We start from the raw sequence: 20,361 nt of genomic DNA, 5'->3' as shown, positions 1-20,361 counted from the left end.
ACCTACTCCTCTCTCGTATTTGGATCATTTTCCCCGCTTCTTGCCCGGACGGGCATTTTTCTTGGGCTTAGCCACCGCCCAGCCTGCCTTTCTGACTGGCCGGACCTGCTTCCCCGTTGTCTTCTCTCCTCCTTTCCCGGTCTCCCGCCGGTTCTTGCGGGGTATGGATCTCGCTTCCTCTTGCTGTTTATGATACTTCTCCGGCCGGAGCAGACACTCCTTGCCGAAGCCAATCAGATCTTCCCGATGGGTGCGGTGCAAGGCCTCCCGGACCAAAGGTCGTTTTTCAGGGCGCTTCCACTGCATCAGGGCCCGCTGCATGGCCTTCTCATGGGGATCTTTTGGTACATACACGGGCTTCATGGTCCGAGGATCAATACCGGTATAGTACATACAGGTGGACAAGGTGCCTGGTGTGGGATAGAAGTCCTGCACCTGCTCAGGCTGGCGCCCGGTTCGGTTGAGCCACTGAGCCAGCTTCACTGCGTCCTCCAGGGTGCAGCCAGGGTGAGAGGACATAAGATAGGGCACCAGATACTGCTCCTTACCGTACTTTTGATTCAGAGACTCATACTTCCGCTTGAACTTCTCATATACCGCAATGTGAGGCTTTCCCATATAATCCAGCACCGAATCGACACAGTGCTCCGGAGCCACCTTCAACTGACCGGACACATGATATTTGACCAGTTCGGCAAAAAACTCCCCGCTCTTGTCCTTCAACATATAGTCAAAGCGGATACCGGAGCGGATAAAGACCTTCTTTACCCCCGGTACCACCCGCACCTTCCGCAGCAGCACCAGGTAATCGGTGTGGTCGGCATCCAGATTGGGACAGGCCTCCGGAGAAAGACATGCCTTGCCCCGGCACAGCCCCGCCTTCATCTGCTTTTTACAGGCCGGGCGGCGGAAGTTGGCGGTAGGGCCTCCTACATCATGGATATAGCCCTTAAAGCCGGGGTGGTGCGTGAGAGCTTCCACTTCCCGGAGGACGCTCTCATGGCTGCGGGATGTGATGATCCGTCCCTGGTGGAAGGCCAGGGAACAGAAATTACAGGCCCCAAAGCATCCCCGATTGTGGGCCACAGAGAAGCGGACCTCCTCAATGGCGGGCACACCACCCATACAATCGTACATAGGGTGGGGCTCTCGGACATAGGGCAGCTCCGCCACAAAATCCAGCTCTGCTGTGGTCAGCGGCATGGCAGGTGGATTGACGATCAATAGCCGCTCTCCATGGCGCTGCAAGATAGCTTTCCCACGAATGGGATCATGTTCTTCATACTGGATCTGGTTGGCCACGGCATACTGCCGCTTGTCGGCGCATACCTCCTCATAAGAGGGGCACTCCACCTTTGGATAGACACAGGCAGCCGGATTTTTAGCCAGAAAGGCAGTTCCCTTTACATCTGTGATCTCTCCCACCGGTGTCCCGGAGGCCAGCCGGGCGGCAATTTCCCGGGTGGCGGTCTCCCCCATACCATACACCAGCAGGTCTGCCTGACTGTCTACCAGAACCGACCGGCGCACCTTGTCCTCCCAATAGTCATAGTGGGCAAACCGCCGGAGAGATGCCTCCAGTCCGCCGATTATCAGAGGGATATCTCCAAAGGCTTCCCGTACCTTGTTGGCATACACAATAGAAGCCCGGTCAGGCCGCAGCCCCGCCTGGTTCCCCGGCGAATAGGCATCATCGTGCCGCCGCTTTTTTGCCACCGTATAGTGGGCCACCATGGAATCCAAGTTACCGGCGGAGAGCATTACTCCCAGCCTTGGCCGCCCAAGTGCTGTAAAGCTTTCTACCTTGCGCCAATCTGGCTGGGCCAGAATTGCCACCCGGTACCCCTCTGCCTCCAACACCCGGGAGATGATGGCACAGCCAAAGGTGGGATGATCCACGTAGGCATCCCCAGTAATAATCAGAAAGTCATACCCGTCCCAACCACGGGCTTCCATATCCGCCTTGGAGACGGGTAAAAATGCATTCATAGCCTTCCTCTATCCGTTCTTGGTGTCATATCCAATGTATTTTTCCAGCAGGTCCAGAGTCACCGGGCCGTGCTCCTCACCCACCTTTTCAAAACCGTACTTCTTGTAAAATCGCTGGGCGATCGCGTTTTCCGGCGCGCAGCGCAGCCGCAGGCGGGTACGCCCCAAAGGCCGGAACACAGATACCGCTTGGCCGATGAGCTGCACCCCCAAGCCCTTTTTTCGATGCTGAGGACTCATGTACACAAAGGGAATATAGCCGATTCCCTCTTCTGCCATCCGGCCCAAGTCCAACTGGAGCACGCCGGCCACCTCATCCCGCTGCATCGCAACTGTTAAGGCTTTTTCCTTGTCCTGCTTCCAGCAGTCCAGCGCCCCCTGATAAAAGCCCGCCCCATCAAAGGGGGCTTCGTTTCCATGGATGTCGATCCAAGCGTCATGCCGCGCTTCCAGATAAAGGTTTTCTTCCCGCTCCAGGTCCAGAGGCCGGAACCACATATTGGCGTCGGCCAGACTACCCTCCCGGGACTTCCACCACTTTTGACGGGCCAGCGTGGAGATCTCCTCCGGCAGATGGGAGTTGTCGTTCTCAAAAAGAATGTGGATCTGATCTCCATCCACCTCCAGACAGGTGACACCGGTGTTGTCGCTATGACCAAGGCTGTCCATCTCACCGGGACCCATGCCCCGGATAGCTCCCTGAAGGCAGCGGATAGCAGATCCATGAGAAAAGAGGGCCACTGTCTGTCCAGGGTGTCTGGCAGCAATCTCCAGTACCGCACTCTTCATCCGAGCTTGGACCTGAGCAAAGGTCTCCCCCCCTTCTACCTGAAAGTCAGGGGCGGCGTGGTTGAAACGGATAAGCCGCATGGCGTCGTGCCGCTCCAGCTCTCCCCAGGGCCGGTCCTCCCAGATCCCCACCCGGATCTCCCGCAAAGCGGGGGTGGTGTGAAGTTCCAGGCCGTGGTTTGGATAGATGGCTTGAGCGGTTGTCATGGTGCGGAATAAATCACTGGAGTACACCGCGTCAATGTGTGTATCCGCAAACCGGCCCCGCAGAGCGGCAATCTGCCGGTAACCGTTGTCAGTGATGAGACTATTGTACCATCCGTGGACCCGGCGGTACAAATTTCCCTCCGCCTCGGCATGGCGGATGATAAATACCTTTGTCATAGAACGCAACTCTCTCTTTGCTTTTGGAATCTGGCGGGCCTTACCAGGGGCGCACGCCACCTGTCAGGTCAGATACCTTGTCAAGCCCCTGAGCAGAGGCAATCTGGGCCAGACCGTCCCGCACCTTGATGGGGGCGTAGGGATCGACAAAACAGGCGGTACCCACTGCTACGGTGGAGGCGCCCGCCAGCATCAGCTGGGCCGCGTCCTCCCCCTTAGCCACACCGCCCATACCCAGGATGGGCAGGTCCACAGCGGAGGCAACCTCCCATACCATCCGTACCGCCACCGGCAGCACAGCGGGGCCGGACAGGCCGCCGGTGTTCATTTTCAGAATGGGCCGGCGGGTGTTGATATCAATGCGCATCCCCCGCAGGGTGTTGATGAGGGACAGAGCGTCCGCTCCGGCATCGGCCACCGCCTTGGCAATCTCGGTAATGTCGGTAACATTGGGTGACAGCTTCACCATCACGGGAACGGTGGCGTGCTCCTTGGCAACCTTGGTGACCTCGGCGGCCAGTTCCGGCTTGGTGCCGTAAGCCAGCCCTCCCGCTTTCACATTGGGGCAGGAGATATTGACCTCAATCATATCCACCCTGGCGGCGGAAAGTTTCTCACACATAACGCCGTACTCCTCGGGGGTATTGCCCGAGATGTTGGAAATGATAGCCAGATCGTGCTTTTTCAGTTCAGGCAGCTCCTGCTCGATAAAGGCGTCCACGCCGGGGTTCTGAAGGCCAACCGAGTTGAGGATACCCATGGGAGTCTCAGCAATACGGGGAGGCGGATTGCCTTCTCTCCTGTGAAGGGTTAACCCCTTACAGCAGATGCCTCCCAACTCATTCAAGTTATAGAACTGGCCATACTCCCGGCCAAAGCCGAAGGTTCCGGAGGCCACCACAATGGGGTTCTTCATCTTTACGCCCGCCAGATCGACGGACAGATCCACCTTAGACATTCCAGTCCACCTCCTTGGCGTCAAAGACAGGGCCATCTTTACACACGTGCTTCATGGTACCATCTGCCATCTGGACAGCACACCCCAAACAGGCCCCCACACCGCAGGCCATCCGCTCCTCCAAAGAAACCTGACAGGGCACGCCGTACTCCGCCGCCACCTTGGCCACGTTCTTCAGCATAGGCTTTGGGCCGCAAACCAAAATAGCTGTAAAGCCTTTATCCTTTTCAAGAATATCCCTCAGCTGGGCATCCACAAAACCGTGGCGACCCATAGAACCATCGTCACTGCAAAGGTAAACTTCTTTACAGTAATCGTGGTAATCCTCCACCAGCATAGCCCGGTCAGCAGACCGGAAACCCAACACAGCGGTGGCTTTTTTAGCGGTATAGGCGGCCTGTCCCAGCAGAGGAGGCACACCGATACCCCCCCCCACCAGCAGCAGCCGGTCCTCAGGGGTGATCTGGAAGCCGTTGCCCAGGGGACCCAGCACATTGAGCTTATCACCTACCTGGCGCTGAGCCAGCCAACGGGTCCCCTCTCCTCTCACCTCAAAGACAATGCGGGCGGTATCATGGGGCGCATCCTCCATACAAAGACACACCGAGATAGGGCGGCGGAGCAGGTGGCCTTCACCGCACTGGATATGGAGGAACTGACCAGCCCGCAGGCCCTCTTTTGTCACCATCTCCCCCACCTCCAGGGTGAAGGAATAGGCATACTCGTTCAGCTTGGCAATCTCCACAATGGTACACATCTGTTCAATGGGCATGGTATCCCTCATTTCCAACTTATTTGGCGGACTCGTCCCCGTGGACGGTCTCGGTCATGGTTCTCAGGTCCATCCTGCTGCCGCACACCAGGCAGAACCGGTTACGGCGCAGGGTGCCGCAGGTAGGACAGCGGAAGGACTCCTCCGCCACCAGTCCCGCGGCGATCTGCTCCTGAAGCAGCTTGCGCCAGTCCCATTCCCGGTGCTGGCCGATCTTCCACCTGCTAATTTCATTCTCCCGGCAGACAGTTTTCTCTCTCTCCTGTACGGTCATGGATTGGCTCTCCCATTATGCAATGGTGGTAAAGCGGCAGATATCGTCCCGCATGGCGATGGCAGCGTTTCGGGCGGCCTCCTGGTAGTCCATACCGTCCTTGCCGGTCTTCTGCCAGGCACAGATAATGCCACGGGAGGAGTTGACGATGGCGCCCCGGCCGTTATCCTGGAAGGCATACTGTACGTCCTCAGCAGTGCCGCCCTGGGCGCCGTAGCCGGGTACCAGCAGGAAGGTGTGGGGCATCCTGGCCCGAATCTGCTTGAGCTCGTCGGGGTGGGTTGCACCCGCCACAGCTCCGGCCATGGTGTAGCCATACTTGCCCTCGGTGCCCGCACCCCACTTTTCAATGAGGTCAGCCATCAGGCCATACACGGTGTCTCCCTCTCCGGCAGACACATTTTGCAGCTCACCGGAACCGGGATTGGAGGTCTTGGCCAGGATAAAGGCACACTTATCCAGCTCCTTACAGGTCTTAAGGAAGGGATTAACGCTGTCAGCCCCCATATAGCCATTCAGGGTGACACAATCGGCATCAAATACCGGAAGGGACTGCTCCCCCACCTTGGTCTTGCCCAGCCAGCCGTCGGAGTAGGCTTCGGCGGTGGAGCCGATGTCGCCCCGCTTGATGTCGGCAATGACATACAGCCCCTGCTCCTTGGCGTAGCGGATGGTGCGCTCCAGCACCTCCATACCCCGCCAGCCCAGGCGCTCATAGTAGGCCGACTGGGGCTTGACGGCAGGCACGATGTCCTTCAGTGCGTCCATCAGGCCGCAATTGAAGCGATAAATGGCCTCAGCGGCCCCCTCCAGGGTCTCGCCGTACTTGTCATAGCATTCCTTACGGATGTGGGCGGGCACATACTCCGGCTTGGGATCCAGTCCCGCCACGGTGGGATTTTTCTTGGCAATAATGGCTTCCTGCAGACGATCGAAGGACATAATTCACTTCTCCTTTATTTCTATGATCTCTTTTCTCTTATGTACGTTTCAGCAATCCCGGTAGACGATCTTACCGCCCACAATGGTATACTTTACCTTTCCCTTCAGCTCCTTGCCGGCAAAGGGGGTGTTGCGCCCCTTGGAGGCAAACTGCTCCGGGTCCACCGTCCACACCTCATCCGGGTCAAAAATGACCACGTCGGCGTCCGCCCCGATGGCCAGCCGGCCCTTGGTAGGCAGGCGGAGGATGCAGGCAGGATTGATGGTCATTTTCCGCAGAATATCGGATAGGGCTAACTCTCCGGTGTGGTAGAGGTAGGTCAACGTGACCCCAAGGGCGGTTTCCAGGCCCACCATGCCGCTAGGGGCCTCGGTAAGAGGTCTGGCCTTCTCCTCAGCGGAGTGCGGCGCATGGTCGGTGGCAATGGCGTCGATGGTACCGTCCTTCAGTCCCTCAATAATGGCCTCCACATCAGACCAGGTCCGCAAAGGCGGGTTGACCCGGGCCATGGTGCCCTGGGCCAGAATTTCATTCTCGGTGAGGGAGAAATACTGGGGGCAGGTCTCACAGGTAATCTGCACTCCCTTGCGCTTATACCGCCGGACAATGGCCACCGATTTGGCGGTTGAGATATGGCAGATATGGACTGCTGCGCCGGTCTCCTCAGCCAGCATGGCGTCCCGGGCCACCATCAGCTCCTCCGCGATGGCAGGCCGGCCATCCAGCCGCAGCTGACGGGATACTCTGCCCTCGTTTACTGCATAATTCTTCACCATATCCGCATCCTCACAGTGGGAGAGAATGGTAAGATTCTGCCTGTGGGCCATAATCAGACCGTCCCGCATGAGATTGGCATTTTGAACGGGCACACCGTCATCAGACAAGGCCACCACCCCAGCCCCCTTCAGAGCCTCAAAGTCGGTGAGCTCTTGTCCCCGCTGTCCCTTGGACACAGCACCGATGGGCCAGACATGGATGCCGCAGGCTTTTGCCGCCTTTTGTCGAACAAAATCCACCTGCTCCGGGCTGTCCACCGTAGGGCGGGTGTTTGGCATACAGGCAATGGAGGTAAAGCCTCCGTGGGCCGCTGCCGCCGCTCCGGTCTCAATGGTCTCCTTGTACTCAAAGCCTGGTTCCCGCAGATGAACGTGCATATCCACCAGACCCGCGCATACGGTCAAACCTGCTGCCTCAATGACCTCCGCGTCTGGTTCATTGATGTTGCTGCCAATGACAGTTACCTTGCCGTCCTCCATCAGAATGTCCATTATGCCGCCAATGCCCCCAACCGGGTCCACCAGGCGGCCCTGACGAATCAACAGTTTCATTGGATCACTCCTTACCGTTTGGCACATAGTCTCCCTTGAGACTTCAGATTTCCATACGTTTGCACAGAAAAAAAGGGTACAGGTCCATCCCCCGTCCCCTCCTTTAAGTCACTCCGTTCTTCGTTCTTCATTATAACTTGAATCGCATATTTTAGCAATGGATTTTTCCGCATTCCGGGCAATAATAAATGTGGACATCCAAGGAAGGGAGCTGAGCAAATGACCAACCACACCTTTTTAGGCGGCATGGGCCTTGGCATCCTGGCCGGCGCCGCTATGGGCATGGCAGTAACCGCAAAGGGGATGCAGAATCCCAACATGCGCCGCATAGCCCGCAAGGCCACCCGAAAGATGGAGCACATGAAGGCCGATCTGGCTGATACCATGGGCTTCTAATCAAAAAGCAGGCAGTGGATGTTGCAAAACGCGGCATCCACTGCCTGCTTTATCCTACATCAGCCTCAAAATCTCCCGCTTCAATCGGGCAATGATCCGTTTTTCCAGCCGGGAGATATAGGACTGGGAGATGCCTAAACTGTCGGCTACCTCCTTCTGGGTCCGCTCCGGCTTTCCGTCTAGCCCGAAACGCAGGGTGATGATGTGCCGCTCCCGCTCTTCCAGCTTATCCAAAGCATCAAACAGCAGCTTGCGGTCCACATCATCCTCGATAGGCTTCATGACCAGGTCGCTCTCAGTACCAAGAATATCAGAGAGCAACAGCTCATTGCCGTCCCAGTCGGTATTCAGAGGCTCATCAAAAGACACTTCACTTTTCAGATTGGTAATTTTACGCAGGTGCATTAAGATTTCATTTTCGATACACCGGGAGGCATAGGTGGCCAGTTTGATATTTTTGGCGGGCTGATAGGTGTTAATGGCCTTAATCAGTCCAATGGTACCGATGGAAATCAGGTCTTCAATACCTACCCCGGTATTTTCAAAGCGGCGGGCAATATACACCACCAGACGCAGATTGCGTTCAATCAGCTGGGGCTTGACCTCCTCGTCTCCCTGATCCAGGCGGCGGATAAGCTCTGCTTCCTCGTCCCGGGACAAGGGAGGCGGCAGGGTATCACTTCCCCCGATGTACATGATCTTGCCAGGCAGCCGCAATCCCAGCCGGGCAAGTAACTTTTGTATACGCTCATACCAGCGCGCCTTCCAGCCCTTCATATCCATCCTCCTTTTATGCTCCAATCAGCGCACAGTAGCCGCCCCCGTCAGTCAGCCCTGTAGGAGACAAGGCCACCAGCAGAGGACCATAGTCCTCTCCCCCAACCTGTACCCGGTCCGCCCGCAGGGCCAACAGCAGCCCACACTCCACCCCCACCGCTTGGTAAGGCAGAAGCCTGCACCGCAAGCCAGCATCGCTCAATCGCTCCAGTGCCATGGCCGGGTCCCGCAGCTCTGCCTGCCCAGGGGCTGTCCCAGGTGGAAAAAGTCCCTCCAGTTTACATCCTTCCGCCACCAGCACCAGCTTTCCGGATACCGGATCGGCGAGGGTATTTCCAGTGTCTACCAGAGCGGTGAGCACCACCCGGCGGCTGCCCAGCTCCACCACCGCTGGAGCCAGCTCTCGTCTGGGGCTATGGAGAGCAGCCCGGTGGAAAAGTAGGGTGATGAGCCCATAACAGCCCGCTGCCGAAAGTAATACCAGCTTCAGGTCCAGCGGCGAGGAGAGTATTCCGTTGGACAGGGTCAGGCTGCAGTTGCCCAGCAGTTGAAGGGCAAAGATACCACCTCCAAAGGCAGCAGAGACAGCAAAGAACACCAAACACACCCTTAACAGTCTCCGACTGCCGCCATAACCCGCCAGTACCGTCAGTACGCCAGCCCCCACCTTACACAACGGGTGAACCAGAAAACCCAGCCCTGGCAAAAATACCGCTCCGGCATAGGCGGCTCCCAAGGCGGCTCCCAAGGCCAGCCTGCCCCGGTGGAGCACTTCCCCCGCCAGACGTCCGGCGGCAAGTAGCAGCAAATAGTCTACCACAAAGTTCAGCAGGAACAATTCATCCAGATAAACCACCGTCATGCCGCTCCCCCCTCCCGCCGACGTGCAGACTTCATTATACCGGCCTGTCTTCATAAAAAAAGTCAGATTGAGGATACAAGCAAAAAATGGCCCGCCGCAAACCAATTAGTTTGCGGCGGGCCATTTAATCTACATTGAGCTTATACCGTCAAAAGGGGTGTCCGGCTTTTGATCAGTTCTGTCAGGGGTGGTCCCCAGGAGATTACCTCCAGGCCCATCTCCCGTAGAGCATCCTCCACCCCCAGCTCCCGGGCACAGGTAATACAGGCGGAAAACTGTACCCCCTGCTCCATGGCCAGGGTGATACGCTCCTTGACCGATGGATCATGAACGGCCAGGGCCGCGGTATCTCCCCACAAAATCACAGTCACTTTCTCCCACCAGCCATGGATCAGACTGTTGACAGCGTACATCAGCACCATCTTATCAAAAACGGTGGGGTCTGCATTGGTCCAAAGGATATGCAGGTGGTGCTCATCCATGTCCATATTCCTCCACCAGCTTTGCCATGGCGTCACACAGCGCCTTCATCTCCTCATCGGTACCTACAGTAATACGCAGATAGTTCCGAATACGGGGCTTGTCCCACCAGCGGACCAGGATGCCCCGCTGCCGCAGTCCATCCAGCAGCGTTTTGGCCGGCACATCCGGATGGGACACAAAGAGGAAGTTGGCGGCGGAATCGGTAACCAGGAAGCCCATCTGCTTCAGGTGGGCAGCGGCATACTCTCGGGTATTGCTGATCTTCATGGAAGTGGCCCGCAGATAGTCCCGATCCCGCAGAGCCCCTTCCGCCCCTGCCAGCGCCAGACGGTCCAGGGTGTAGGAGTTGAAGGAATTTTTCACACAATTGAGAGCGGCAATCAGATCCTCATGACCCATGGCAAAGCCTACCCGCAGCCCTGCCAGGGATCTGGACTTTGACATGGTCTGCACCACCACCAGATTGGGGTAGCGGTCGATGAGCTCCACAGCGGAGCGGGCGCCGAAGTCCACATAGGCTTCGTCCACCACTACCACCGCGTCAGGGTTAGCCTCCAACACGGCGCGGATGCCATAGAGCGACAGCTCCCGCCCTGTGGGGGCGTTGGGGTTTGCGATGACAATACCGCCGTTCTCCTCCAGGAAGGGCTCCAGAGGGACAGCAAAGTTCTCATCCAGAGGCACCTCCCGATAGCTCAGGCCGTACAGATCGGCAAAGACAGGGTAAAAGCTGTATGTAATATCGGGAAAAAGAATGGTGCGCTCCGGGTCAAAGAAGGCCTGAAAACAGAGGGCCAGCACCTCATCAGAGCCATTGCCCACAAAGATCTGGGTGGGCTTGAGCCCGTAGGTGGCCCCAAGCACCTCCCGCAGAGAGGTACACTCCGGGTCTGGATAGAGGCGCAAGGTATCGCAGGCCGCCTCCCGAATGGCTGCCAGGGCCAGCGGCGAGGGGGGATAAGGATTTTCATTGGTGTTTAGCTTGATGAATTTCCGATCCCTGGGCTGCTCCCCCGGAACATAGGGGGTCAGTGCCCTGGCCCGCGCGCTCCAAAATTTGTTCATGCGTTGTCCTCCCCCGGCCGAATGACCTTTTTAATGCTTTTTTCCACCTTGCTCCGGGGAATCATCAGCTCATGGCCACACCCCATACAGCGCAGGCGGAAATCCATCCCAACCCGCAGCACCTGCCACCGGCGGCTGCCGCAGGGATGCTCTTTCTTCAGCTCCAGAACGTCGTCCACCCGGATATCCATGGCGGTCCTCCTTCACTGCCAGCGCCAAAGTTCCAGGCGCTTTATTGGTCTAAAGTATATTATAATTTCCCGCCTCTCCCCTGTCAATTCAAGGCGCTACTTTGCATATAGTTGTCTGGTAAGAAAAAAATCACCCCATTGCAGAAAGGATTTGGTTAAATTGACGAAGCGTTTTCCGCCCGAGGGGCGGCTGCTCCATACGCCGGAAAACCAGGCTGCCTGCGCCTCTGCCGACGGACTCAAGCAGGCTATGGAAACAGAAGCCATCCTGGAAGGAACCGCTCTGCTTTGTACCCCAGAGCACGACCTCATCGTCTCTCTGGGCCCCTATCAGGGGGTGATTCCCCGGGAGGAGGCTGCGCTTGGCATCGCTGAGGGGGTCACCCGGGATATTGCCATCCTCTCCCGGGTGGGCAAACCGGTTTGCTTTACCGTTACTGGGCTGTCAGAGAAGGACGGACAGCCGCACCCGATTCTTTCCCGCCGGGCCGCCCAGCAGCAGGCGCTGACTGCTATGCTGGAGCACTGGAAACCGGGCCAGATCATCCAGGCCTCGGTCACCCATCTGGACCCCTTTGGAGCCTTTGTAGATATTGGCTGCGGCGTGCCCTCTCTCATCGGGGTGGAAAACATCTCGGTGTCCCGTATCCCCCACCCCTCTGTCCGTTTTCGGGTGGGTCAGGAAATTCTGGCGGTGGTGCTGGACCTGGACCCGGTCCTGGGCCGCATTTACCTCACCCACAAAGAACTGCTGGGCACCTGGGCGGAAAATGTGGCTCCCTTCCAACCGGGCATGACAGTGCCCGGGGTGGTGCGGGGCGTCAAGGACTACGGCGTATTTGTGGAACTCACCCCCAATCTGTCCGGGCTGGCAGAACGGGACCCCAGACTCACCGAGGGGGCTCGGGTATCGGTCTACCTGAAGGCCATCCTGCCGGAGCGAATGAAGATCAAACTGTTGGCCATTGAACTGCTTCCCCCTTTGGAGCAACCTCAACCGCTGCACTACTACATCCAGGAAGGCCGCCTGGAGCATTGGAAATACGCTCCGCCAGGCTGCGTCAAGGTGGGGATGGAGACCATCTTCGCCGGATAAACTGATATAGACCGCTCACAAGCCCCGGACGGATTCCGTCCGGGGCCTCCTATTGCCCGCTGCTCCAGTGGTATGGTAAAATTGTAAGAAATGTGACAGAGTTTTCTGTTGGAGTCTGACAGAAAGTGCTGCTATTCTATCCCCATGGAGGCGATTGCCATGAATGAATGTATCCTTGTGGTGGACGACGACGCAGAGATCGTCCGGGCCATTTCCATTCTGCTGGAAAAGGAGGGCTACCGGGTACTGAAGGCCTACAACGGGCTTCAGGCCTTGGAACTGGCCCTGGAGCCCTCCCTGCGGCTCATTTTGATGGATGTAATGATGCCCAAGCTGGATGGGCTGTCAGCGGTACTCAAGATCCGGGAACAGCGTAACCTGCCCATTCTCATCCTCAGCGCCAAAAGTGAGGACACTGACAAAATCCTGGGTCTTTCCATGGGGGCGGATGATTATATCTCCAAGCCCTTCCACCCCCAGGAGTTGGTGGCCCGGGTGCGCAGCCATCTGCGGCGGTACACCCAGCTGGGCGATGTAAACGGTCCCAGTCAGAAAACCGAGTTGGTCACCGGACGGCTGTGCTATCTGCCCGACCAGAAGACTTTGCTGGCCGACGGCGTTCCAGTGCGGCTCACCGCCACAGAGCTGAAAATCGTGGACCTGCTAATGCGCAACCTGGGTCGTGTCTTTCCTGCCGAGGAGATCTACCGCCGGGTGTGGAACGAGGAGCCCTATTCTGCAGAGAACACCGTCATGGTACACATCCGCCGCATTCGTGAAAAAATCGAACTCAATCCAAAACAGCCGGAATATTTAAAGGTGGTGTGGGGCATTGGATACAAAATCGAGAAGCATTAAACCGGCCATAGCCTTTTTTTCCTTTGTGCTCGGAATCACTCTGCTGTTTTTCAGCGGAGCGGTGGCCTTCTGCGCCGTACGGGAGCTGGGATGGACAGAGCTGACAGACGCCTTTCAGTCCGACTACCAGGACACCAGCCGGTTCCGCAGCGTCATCACAGGCTGGTTTACCCGCATGGGCACCGGTGAGTTTACCGAGGTTGAGGGTCTCACCGACCGCAATCTGCTCTACCGCATTGAACGAGAGGGACAGCCGGTCCAGACCAACTGCCCGGAGCTCACCTCCGACAATCTGCCGGACGGGTATAATTTTCTGCTATCCTTTGATGGTCACACCATCACCGTTCAAAAGGATGGCCGGAATGTCAACATCTACGGGGACGGCATCTATCGGGACAATAGCTTGTGGGCGCTGCCTGGCTATCAGAACGTTCCCATTTCCGATTCCTATTCCGATGTAACACTCCTGCTGGCAGCTGCCAAGGAGCCCTGTGTCTATGCCACTCCGGCGGACATCGTTCAGTACAGTATGGCCTATGACAGCGGTCTGTACGATGTTGCCGCCTCACAGCAAAGAGTCCGTTCTATCCTGTTCTGGATGCTGGCTATTCCTCTGACGCTTGGGGTCTCTCTGCTGCTCTGGTCCATCCTGTGGCATAAACACAAACTGCGGGCGGACCAGGCCATCGCCTGGTTCACCGGAAGGATCTGGCTGGAGGTTAAGCTGCTGTTGCTGATTCCCTTCAGTCTGGTGTGTCTGTTGGCAATCTATCTGACCAGTCATGCTTTCCTCTATAATCAGTTTCATCACTCCCTTCTACCCTATTGGTCCATCCCGATTGCAATGTGGTGGGCCTATCTCTACCTCAACGATTTGCGGTATAACTTTGGCAACATCAGGCTCCACAGTCTGTGCGCAGCCCTGGCTCGGCTGTACCAGGGAAAGGAGCTGCGCTGGCCCGCCGGGCAGCGGATCGTCCGCCGTTCCGTTCTCCAGTTTGTTGCTACCCTTCCCTTTATCCTGTGCTGTATGATTCTCTTCCTGCTGCTGCTTCCATCTGCACTATACAACGGTTTTCTGCTATTCATCTTATTTATTCTTGCCATTGCGGGATTGGCTTTGATTGCCGCCCAGCTGTGGCTGCTGAGGCAAAACCGCCGGACCGCCGCCGATATGGATGCTATGCTGGTCCGCATCCAAGCCGCCGGGACGGGGAATATATCTTCCGCTCCCCCGTTGGAGGACCCTGACCTGCAGGCAGCGGCGGAAGGGCTGGACCAAATGGAGGCCCGGCTGAAATCTGCCCTGGAGGACCAGATGAAAAGTGAGCGTCTCAAGCTGGAGCTCATTACCAACGTGTCCCACGACCTAAAGACCCCTCTCACCTCTATCATCAGCTATGCCGAGCTGCTGCGGCAGGAGGAAAATCTGCCCGACCATGTGCGGGACTATATCCAGGTACTCTATCAGAAGGCCCAGCGGCTCCAGAGCATGGTACTGGATGTGTTCGATGTGAGCAAAGCGGCTACCGGAAACCTGATCGTCACAGTAAGGCCGCTGGACTTTTCCAAGCTGCTGCGGCAGACCCTGGCCGACCTGGAAGAGGATATCCAAGCTTCCAGCCTGACCCTCCGCCCCACCCTGCCAGATGGGCCGGTGTGGATTCTGGCCGATGGTGACCGGCTGTACCGGGTGTTCCAAAATCTCATCGGCAATGCCCTCAAGTATTCATTGGAGGGCTCACGGGTCTATCTGACCCTGACCGTGGACCAAGGCAAGGCAGTAGCCACCGTACAGAATACCTCCCGGGACGAGCTCCCCCCCGGCGTGGATTTCACTGAACGCTTTGTTCGGGGGGACCAGAGCCGTACCGACGGAGGCAGCGGGCTGGGCCTGTCCATCGCCCGGACCTTTACTGAATCCTGCGGCGGCAGCTTCGCCATTCGGACCCAGGCCGACCTGTTTACCGCCTCGGTCACCGTCTCTCTGACCGATGCACGCCCGGAACCGGAGGTAGCGCCATGAGACGGTTTCTTTTTTTGCTGGTCCTCCCCCTCGTGCTACTGGTCGGCTGCGCGTTCCAGGAGCCTACTACCGACGCTTCCGCCGTCGATCTAGGCAATGCTGTGGCCGAATCTCAGCCTGAAGATTTTATCGATGGGATGCGCCCCCTGTCCGCAGACGAAGCTCTGGACACCTCAAAGGAGCTGGAGGACTATCTGCTGGCCGCCTACGGATTGGAGCGTTCAGACTGGATAGATGCGTCGGTGGCCTACTCCGAAGGATTTCAGGCCAACGAACTGGCGGTGATCCAACTGTCAGACCAGGCTGACATCCAGTCAGCAGAGCAGGGACTGAGTGCCTATGTAGAGCGGCGGAAGGCCGAGTTTACCGGCTATGCCCCTGAGGAGGCCGCTATGCTGGACGATGCTCTTCTGCTTCGGCAGGGTCACTGGTTACTGCTGGCAGTCTGCCCTGACCCACCGGCAGCCAAGGCCGCCTTTGAGGCCCGCTTCCAGGGGGATGTCCAGTCCGTCTCTCAGTCAGTGACGGCGGAAATGGATGACTCCCCTCCCCCGCTGGAGCTGCCCCGGTACGACACCGGCCCGGTGGTGGAGGCTTACCGCACCGGGGATACATCCTCCTTATCAGAACAGGATGCCGCCATTCTGGATGCCTGCAAACAGGTGCTGGACCAGACCATCACCGATGACATGAGTCCGGCAGAACAAGAACTGGCCATTCATGACTGGATGATCGACCACACTGCCTATGACGAAAGCCAGGCCCTGCCCAACCGAAATCATCCCTACGGTCTGTTGATCGAGGGGCAGGTGGTATGCATGGGCTACGCCAATACCTTTCAACTTTTTATGGACCTGCTGGATATCCCCTGTGTCACCGTCACCAGCACCACCCACGCCTGGAATCTGGTCCAGCTGGATGGCGAGTGGTATGGGGTGGATGTAACCTGGGACGACCCCCTGGGCTCCTTTGTAGATGTTCCTGCCACTGACGAGCCGGAACATCACCGTTATTTCAATGTGACCAGCGACTTTCTGCGGCAGACCGGCCACGAGTGGGATGACTCAACTGTTCCAGAGGCGGAGGGTACCCGCTGGACCTGGGAGGTTTTGCGTCCCTCATCACATCGCTAGATAAAGAGCAGCCGGGTGGGCGCCAATAAGGCGCCCACCCGGCTCTATGCTGTGTATGGAGTCTCAGCAGCAGCTATTGCCGCAGCCGCAGCCATTCCCGCAGCCGTTGTTATCGCCGCCACAGCAGCAGCACAGCAGGATGATGATCAGAATGATCCATAAGCAGCTCCCGCCGCCAAAGCCAAAGCCACAACCATTATTGCACCCCATCATGAGAAGTACCTCCCGGTTTAAGATAGAAACCTGGAGCTGGCGGCGGAGCTTCCCGCTGTCCGGCCCGGTCTCACTCCATACTATGCCCCGCTGCCGGGATGGTGCGGGATTTTCCTGCTCAACTGAAAAAACAGCCGCCTGGGTCCTTGCAAGAACTCAGGCGGCTGTCGTTTTGCTTACTCCAGCTCGAATGCGCCGGTATACAGTTGATAGTACAGACCATGCTGGGCGATCAGGTCCTGGTGGTCGCCCCGCTCCACAATGCGCCCGTGATCCAGCACCATGATGGCGTCGGAGTTGCGGACGGTGGACAGCCGGTGGGCAATGACAAACACGGTACGCCCACACATCAGGGCATCCATGCCCCGCTGGACAATGGCCTCGGTACGGGTATCAATGGAAGAGGTGGCCTCATCCAGGATCATCACCGGGGGATCCGCCACAGCAGCCCGTGCAATCGCGATGAGCTGCCGCTGACCCTGGGACAGGTTAGCGCCGTTACCGGTGAGCATGGTGTCATACCCCTGAGGCAGACGGCGGATGAAGTCGTCAGCGTTAGCCAGCACGGCGGCGGCCTCCACTTCCTCATCCGTAGCATCCAGATTGCCGTAGCGGATATTCTCCCGGACAGTGCCGGTAAACAGGTTGGTATCCTGAAGCACAATGCCCAGGGAGCGCCGCAAGTCGGTCTTCTTAATATCGTTGATGGAGATGCCATCGTAGTGAATCTTACCGTCAGCAATATCGTAGAAGCGGTTAATCAGGTTTGTAATGGTGGTCTTGCCCGCGCCGGTAGCGCCCACGAAAGCCAGCTTCTGGCCGGGCTTGGCAAAGAGGCTGATGTCGTGGAGGATAGTCTTGCCCTCCTCATAGGCAAAGTCCACATGGTCAAAGCGCACATCGCCGGTCAGCTTGGTATAGGTAAAGCTGCCGTCTGCCTGGGGAACCTTCCAGGCCCACAGGTTGGTGTGCTGGTTGGTCTCGGTCATCTCCCCGTCCTTGTTGTAGGCTACATTCACCAGAGTAACGGTACCATGATCCTCCTCGGGGGGTTCGTCCATCAGATCAAAGATCCGCTGGGCACCGGCCAGAGCCATGACCACTGAGTTGAGCTGCTGAGAAATCTGGCTGATGGGGTTAGACAGGCTCTTGGACAGCTGTAAGAAGGTGGCGATAATGCCCAGAGTGATCCCAGAGCCGATGCCGCTGAGGGCAAGGGCGCCGCCAGCCATGGCGATGATGACATACTGGATATTGCCGATGTTGATGAGGATAGGCATCAGAATATTGGCATACTTGTTAGCCTTATCCGCACGCTCAAAGAGAGCGTCGTTTACCTTATCAAAGCCCTCCTGGGCCTCCTCCTCATGGCAGAAGACTTTGACCACCTTCTGACCATTGATCATCTCTTCAATATAGCCGTTCAGATCGCCCAGTTTGATCTGCTGGCTGATAAAGTAGCGGCCGCTGCGGCCAGCCAGGAAGCGGGTCACCAGCAGCATACCAATGATGCACAGGATGACCACGCCGGTAAGCATCAGGTTGGTGGCGATCATACCCACAAAGGCCACCACGATCATCATCAGAGAGTTGATGACCTGAGGGATGCTCTGGGAGAACATCTGGCGCAGGGTATCCACGTCGTTGGTATACACGCTCATCACGTCGCCGTGGGCATGGGTATCAAAATACTTGATGGGCAGGGACTGCATGTGGCTGAACAGATCGTCACGGATCTTTTTCTGCACGCCCTGAGAGATCGTGACCATCAGCCGGTTATAGGCCAGGGCGCACACCGCGCCGGTCAGATACAGGCAGGCCATCAGGATCAGGGCATGGAGCAATCCGTCAAATACTGGGTTGTCCATGACCAGCAGAGGCGTGATATAGTCGTCAATCAGGGAGCCCAGGAACAGGGAGCCAGCCACTGAGGCGATGGCGCTGACCAGAATGCACAGCAAGACCAGCACAAACCGGAAACCGTACTCCTTTTGTACATAGCCCATCAGGCGGCGCACGGTATGGGACCTTTTCACGGGCGATTTCTGATGCGCATTATGCTTCATCCTCGCCGCCTCCTTTCGTCTGGGACTCATAAATCTCACGGTAGATCTCGCAGCTCTGAAGCAGTTCGTCATGGGTGCCCATGGCAGCGATTCTGCCGCCGTCCATTACCAGGATTTTGTCGGCATCCTCAATGGAGGAAATGCGCTGGGCAATGATGAACTTGGTGGTATCAGGGATCTCTTCCCGGAAGGCCTTGCGGATCATCGCGTCAGTCTTGGTATCCACGGCAGAGGTGGAGTCATCCAGGATCAGGATCTTGGGCTTTTTCAGCAGAGCCCGGGCAATACACAACCGCTGCTTCTGGCCGCCGGACACATTGGAGCCTCCCTGCTCAATGTGGGTATCGTACTTGTCTGGGAACTCCTGGACAAAGGGATCTGCCTGGGCCAGCTTGCATACCCGGATCATCTCTTCATCGGTGGCATCCTTGTTGCCCCAACGCAGGTTCTCCTTAATCGTACCGGAGAAAAGCATGTTCTTCTGGAGCACCATGGCCACCTGCTCACGCAGGGCCTCCATATCATAGTCCCGCACATCCACGCCGCCTACCAGTACACGGCCTTCAGTGGCGTCATATAGACGGGGAATGAGCTGTACCAGAGTGGTTTTGGAGGTACCGGTACCACCCAGGATACCTACCGTCTCACCAGAATGGATGGTAAGATTGACTTCCTTCAAACATTCCTTCGTCGGGTCCTTCGCGTAACTGAAGCTGACATTCTCAAAGACGACGGAGCCGTCCTTCACTTCCTCAATGGGATTGGGACCATTTTTCAGATCGCTCTCCTCATTGAGCAGCTCCACAATACGCTCGGCGGAAGCTCGGGCCAGAATAATCATGACCAGCACCATAGACAGCATCATCAGGCTCATAAGGATCATCATGATGTAGCTGAACATACTGGTGAGCTGGCCGGTGGTCAATTCGCCGCCTACCACCAGGTTTGCACCCAGCCAGGATACCGTGAGCATACAGGCGTAGACACAAATCTGCATCAGAGGCATATTGAAGGCAATGATTTTCTCTGCTTTTGAGAAGTCCATGTAGATCTCGTTGGACACCTTGCCAAACTTCTCCCGCTCATGGTCCTCCCGGACAAAGGACTTGACCGCCCGGATACCCAGCAGATTCTCCTGCACCACATTGTTCAGCCAGTCGTACTTCTTGAACACCCGCTCAAAAAGCGGATGGGCCGACTTCATAATCAGCAGCAGACCAACTGCCAGAATCGGAATCACAATGAGGAAAATCAGTGCCAGCTTGGGGTTAATGGTAAAGGTAAGCACCCAGGCACAGATCAGCATGATGGGGCAGCGCACCGCGATGCGGATAATCATCATAAAGGCCATCTGCACGTTGGTCACATCGGTGGTCAGACGGGTGATGATACCGCCGGTGGAAAATTTATCAATGTTGGAAAAAGAAAACTTCTGTACACTGTGGTACATTTCCCGCCGCAGATTGCGGGAAAAGCCGGTGGCCGCCCGGGCGGCAAAGCGGCCGGACAATGCGCCCAGCAGCAGGGCCATCAGCGCCATGAGCACAATCAGAACGCCATACTGGAAAATGCGGGTCATATTGCCCGCCTTGACACCCTCATCCAGCAGCTTGCCCGTCATCATGGGAATCAGCACGTCAAAGGCCACTTCACCGATCACGAAGATGGGGGTAAGGATGGTGTCCAGCTTGAACTCCTGAATGCAGCTGACTAAGCCGCGTTTTTTCTTCATAGGGTTCCCTCCTTTGGATTTGCTGT

Annotated in this window: 20 protein-coding genes; 5 read left to right on the top strand and 15 right to left on the bottom strand. The window is 57.2% G+C overall.

Annotation, left to right across the window (positions count from 1 at the left end; translation table 11 throughout):
- Window positions 1-24: 24 nt before the first annotated feature.
- The 7 genes from Q0J75_RS01355 to Q0J75_RS01325 are packed head-to-tail and all read right to left on the bottom strand — an operon-like array spanning window position 25 to window position 7,437.
- Window positions 25-1,989, bottom strand: coding sequence for a YgiQ family radical SAM protein (locus Q0J75_RS01355; protein WP_297195991.1), 1,965 nt, complete (start codon window positions 1,987-1,989; stop codon window positions 25-27).
- A gap of 9 nt (window positions 1,990-1,998) precedes the next feature.
- Window positions 1,999-3,162 (bottom strand): bifunctional histidine phosphatase family protein/GNAT family N-acetyltransferase, encoded by a 1,164-nt coding sequence (locus tag Q0J75_RS01350; RefSeq protein ID WP_297195989.1) that lies wholly within the window; start codon window positions 3,160-3,162, stop codon window positions 1,999-2,001.
- A gap of 40 nt (window positions 3,163-3,202) precedes the next feature.
- Window positions 3,203-4,120 (bottom strand): dihydroorotate dehydrogenase, encoded by a 918-nt coding sequence (locus tag Q0J75_RS01345; RefSeq protein ID WP_297195987.1) that lies wholly within the window; start codon window positions 4,118-4,120, stop codon window positions 3,203-3,205.
- The gene (locus tag Q0J75_RS01340; RefSeq protein ID WP_297195985.1) at window positions 4,113-4,892 is read right to left on the bottom strand and encodes a dihydroorotate dehydrogenase electron transfer subunit; all 780 of its coding nucleotides are present in this window, start codon (window positions 4,890-4,892) and stop codon (window positions 4,113-4,115) included. Before Q0J75_RS01340 ends, Q0J75_RS01345 begins: the two co-directional genes overlap by 8 nt.
- A gap of 19 nt (window positions 4,893-4,911) precedes the next feature.
- A complete protein-coding gene (locus tag Q0J75_RS01335) occupies window positions 4,912-5,166 on the bottom strand; it encodes a hypothetical protein (protein ID WP_297195983.1) in 255 nt (84 codons plus the stop codon).
- A 15-nt stretch (window positions 5,167-5,181) separates the two neighbouring features.
- Window positions 5,182-6,108: an orotidine-5'-phosphate decarboxylase gene (pyrF, locus tag Q0J75_RS01330; protein WP_297195981.1), complete on the bottom strand. Its 927-nt coding sequence runs from the start codon at window positions 6,106-6,108 to the stop codon at window positions 5,182-5,184.
- A gap of 48 nt (window positions 6,109-6,156) precedes the next feature.
- Entirely contained in the window at window positions 6,157-7,437 is a 1,281-nt protein-coding gene (locus tag Q0J75_RS01325; RefSeq protein ID WP_297195980.1) for a dihydroorotase, read from the bottom strand.
- A gap of 219 nt (window positions 7,438-7,656) precedes the next feature.
- On the opposite strand from Q0J75_RS01325, the gene Q0J75_RS01320 reads away from it, so the two are divergent.
- Window positions 7,657-7,833, top strand: coding sequence for a hypothetical protein (locus Q0J75_RS01320; protein WP_297195979.1), 177 nt, complete (start codon window positions 7,657-7,659; stop codon window positions 7,831-7,833).
- 54 nt (window positions 7,834-7,887) lie between these two features.
- On the opposite strand, the gene sigE is transcribed toward Q0J75_RS01320, so the two are convergent.
- The 5 genes from sigE to Q0J75_RS01295 form a co-directional block, all read right to left on the bottom strand.
- Window positions 7,888-8,610 carry an RNA polymerase sporulation sigma factor SigE gene (gene sigE, locus Q0J75_RS01315; protein ID WP_297195978.1) on the bottom strand — a complete coding sequence of 241 codons (723 nt, stop codon included), beginning with the start codon at window positions 8,608-8,610 and terminating at the stop codon, window positions 7,888-7,890.
- 13 nt (window positions 8,611-8,623) lie between these two features.
- Window positions 8,624-9,472 (bottom strand): sigma-E processing peptidase SpoIIGA, encoded by an 849-nt coding sequence (locus Q0J75_RS01310; protein WP_297195977.1) that lies wholly within the window; start codon window positions 9,470-9,472, stop codon window positions 8,624-8,626.
- Between the two features lie 140 nt (window positions 9,473-9,612).
- Window positions 9,613-9,954: a DsrE family protein gene (locus tag Q0J75_RS01305; RefSeq protein ID WP_297195976.1), complete on the bottom strand. Its 342-nt coding sequence runs from the start codon at window positions 9,952-9,954 to the stop codon at window positions 9,613-9,615.
- The gene (gene hisC, locus Q0J75_RS01300; protein ID WP_297195975.1) at window positions 9,947-11,020 is read right to left on the bottom strand and encodes a histidinol-phosphate transaminase; all 1,074 of its coding nucleotides are present in this window, start codon (window positions 11,018-11,020) and stop codon (window positions 9,947-9,949) included. Before hisC ends, Q0J75_RS01305 begins: the two co-directional genes overlap by 8 nt.
- Window positions 11,017-11,211: a DUF951 domain-containing protein gene (locus Q0J75_RS01295; protein ID WP_297195974.1), complete on the bottom strand. Its 195-nt coding sequence runs from the start codon at window positions 11,209-11,211 to the stop codon at window positions 11,017-11,019. The genes hisC and Q0J75_RS01295 overlap by 4 nt, the downstream gene beginning before the upstream one ends.
- Window positions 11,212-11,371: 160 nt before the next feature.
- Between Q0J75_RS01295 and Q0J75_RS01290 the strand changes: the two genes are divergently transcribed.
- The 4 genes from Q0J75_RS01290 to Q0J75_RS01275 all read left to right on the top strand — a co-directional run bounded on the left by Q0J75_RS01290 (window position 11,372) and on the right by Q0J75_RS01275 (window position 16,324).
- Window positions 11,372-12,307, top strand: coding sequence for a S1 RNA-binding domain-containing protein (locus Q0J75_RS01290; RefSeq protein ID WP_297195973.1), 936 nt, complete (start codon window positions 11,372-11,374; stop codon window positions 12,305-12,307).
- A 159-nt stretch (window positions 12,308-12,466) separates the two neighbouring features.
- Window positions 12,467-13,165, top strand: a complete 699-nt coding sequence (locus Q0J75_RS01285; RefSeq protein WP_297195972.1) for a response regulator transcription factor — start codon at window positions 12,467-12,469, stop codon at window positions 13,163-13,165.
- A gap of 25 nt (window positions 13,166-13,190) precedes the next feature.
- A complete protein-coding gene (locus Q0J75_RS01280; RefSeq protein ID WP_297195971.1) occupies window positions 13,191-15,191 on the top strand; it encodes a sensor histidine kinase in 2,001 nt (666 codons plus the stop codon).
- The gene (locus Q0J75_RS01275; protein WP_297195970.1) at window positions 15,188-16,324 is read left to right on the top strand and encodes a DUF4358 domain-containing protein; all 1,137 of its coding nucleotides are present in this window, start codon (window positions 15,188-15,190) and stop codon (window positions 16,322-16,324) included. The genes Q0J75_RS01280 and Q0J75_RS01275 overlap by 4 nt, the downstream gene beginning before the upstream one ends.
- A 63-nt stretch (window positions 16,325-16,387) precedes the next feature.
- Here Q0J75_RS01275 and Q0J75_RS01270 read toward each other — a convergent pair whose 3' ends face one another.
- From Q0J75_RS01270 to Q0J75_RS01260, 3 genes are all read right to left on the bottom strand, one after another.
- A complete protein-coding gene (locus tag Q0J75_RS01270; protein WP_297196154.1) occupies window positions 16,388-16,537 on the bottom strand; it encodes a hypothetical protein in 150 nt (49 codons plus the stop codon).
- Window positions 16,538-16,713: 176 nt separating this feature from the next.
- Window positions 16,714-18,603: an ABC transporter ATP-binding protein gene (locus Q0J75_RS01265; RefSeq protein ID WP_297195969.1), complete on the bottom strand. Its 1,890-nt coding sequence runs from the start codon at window positions 18,601-18,603 to the stop codon at window positions 16,714-16,716.
- Window positions 18,593-20,335, bottom strand: coding sequence for an ABC transporter ATP-binding protein (locus Q0J75_RS01260; RefSeq protein WP_297195968.1), 1,743 nt, complete (start codon window positions 20,333-20,335; stop codon window positions 18,593-18,595). Before Q0J75_RS01260 ends, Q0J75_RS01265 begins: the two co-directional genes overlap by 11 nt.
- Window positions 20,336-20,361 lie beyond the last annotated feature (26 nt).

This window comes from uncultured Flavonifractor sp. (assembly GCF_944385615.1).
Classification (GTDB): domain Bacteria; phylum Bacillota; class Clostridia; order Oscillospirales; family Oscillospiraceae; genus Flavonifractor.
This window is presented reverse-complemented; position numbering and strand designations above follow the sequence as displayed.

What these genes read in the sequence shown, in the direction of transcription:
- Q0J75_RS01355 (WP_297195991.1), bottom strand. Translation starts at nt 1,989, where the DNA reads ATGAATGCATTTTTACCCGTCTCCAAGGCGGATATGGAAGCCCGTGGT.
- Q0J75_RS01350 (WP_297195989.1), bottom strand. Translation starts at nt 3,162, where the DNA reads ATGACAAAGGTATTTATCATCCGCCATGCCGAGGCGGAGGGAAATTTG.
- Q0J75_RS01345 (WP_297195987.1), bottom strand. Translation starts at nt 4,120, where the DNA reads ATGTCTAAGGTGGATCTGTCCGTCGATCTGGCGGGCGTAAAGATGAAG.
- Q0J75_RS01340 (WP_297195985.1), bottom strand. Translation starts at nt 4,892, where the DNA reads ATGCCCATTGAACAGATGTGTACCATTGTGGAGATTGCCAAGCTGAAC.
- Q0J75_RS01335 (WP_297195983.1), bottom strand. Translation starts at nt 5,166, where the DNA reads ATGACCGTACAGGAGAGAGAGAAAACTGTCTGCCGGGAGAATGAAATT.
- pyrF (WP_297195981.1), bottom strand. Translation starts at nt 6,108, where the DNA reads ATGTCCTTCGATCGTCTGCAGGAAGCCATTATTGCCAAGAAAAATCCC.
- Q0J75_RS01325 (WP_297195980.1), bottom strand. Translation starts at nt 7,437, where the DNA reads ATGAAACTGTTGATTCGTCAGGGCCGCCTGGTGGACCCGGTTGGGGGC.
- Q0J75_RS01320 (WP_297195979.1), top strand. Translation starts at nt 7,657, where the DNA reads ATGACCAACCACACCTTTTTAGGCGGCATGGGCCTTGGCATCCTGGCC.
- sigE (WP_297195978.1), bottom strand. Translation starts at nt 8,610, where the DNA reads ATGAAGGGCTGGAAGGCGCGCTGGTATGAGCGTATACAAAAGTTACTT.
- Q0J75_RS01310 (WP_297195977.1), bottom strand. Translation starts at nt 9,472, where the DNA reads ATGACGGTGGTTTATCTGGATGAATTGTTCCTGCTGAACTTTGTGGTA.
- Q0J75_RS01305 (WP_297195976.1), bottom strand. Translation starts at nt 9,954, where the DNA reads ATGGATGAGCACCACCTGCATATCCTTTGGACCAATGCAGACCCCACC.
- hisC (WP_297195975.1), bottom strand. Translation starts at nt 11,020, where the DNA reads ATGAACAAATTTTGGAGCGCGCGGGCCAGGGCACTGACCCCCTATGTT.
- Q0J75_RS01295 (WP_297195974.1), bottom strand. Translation starts at nt 11,211, where the DNA reads ATGGATATCCGGGTGGACGACGTTCTGGAGCTGAAGAAAGAGCATCCC.
- Q0J75_RS01285 (WP_297195972.1), top strand. Translation starts at nt 12,467, where the DNA reads ATGAATGAATGTATCCTTGTGGTGGACGACGACGCAGAGATCGTCCGG.
- Q0J75_RS01275 (WP_297195970.1), top strand. Translation starts at nt 15,188, where the DNA reads ATGAGACGGTTTCTTTTTTTGCTGGTCCTCCCCCTCGTGCTACTGGTC.
- Q0J75_RS01270 (WP_297196154.1), bottom strand. Translation starts at nt 16,537, where the DNA reads ATGATGGGGTGCAATAATGGTTGTGGCTTTGGCTTTGGCGGCGGGAGC.
- Q0J75_RS01265 (WP_297195969.1), bottom strand. Translation starts at nt 18,603, where the DNA reads ATGAAGCATAATGCGCATCAGAAATCGCCCGTGAAAAGGTCCCATACC.
- Q0J75_RS01260 (WP_297195968.1), bottom strand. Translation starts at nt 20,335, where the DNA reads ATGAAGAAAAAACGCGGCTTAGTCAGCTGCATTCAGGAGTTCAAGCTG.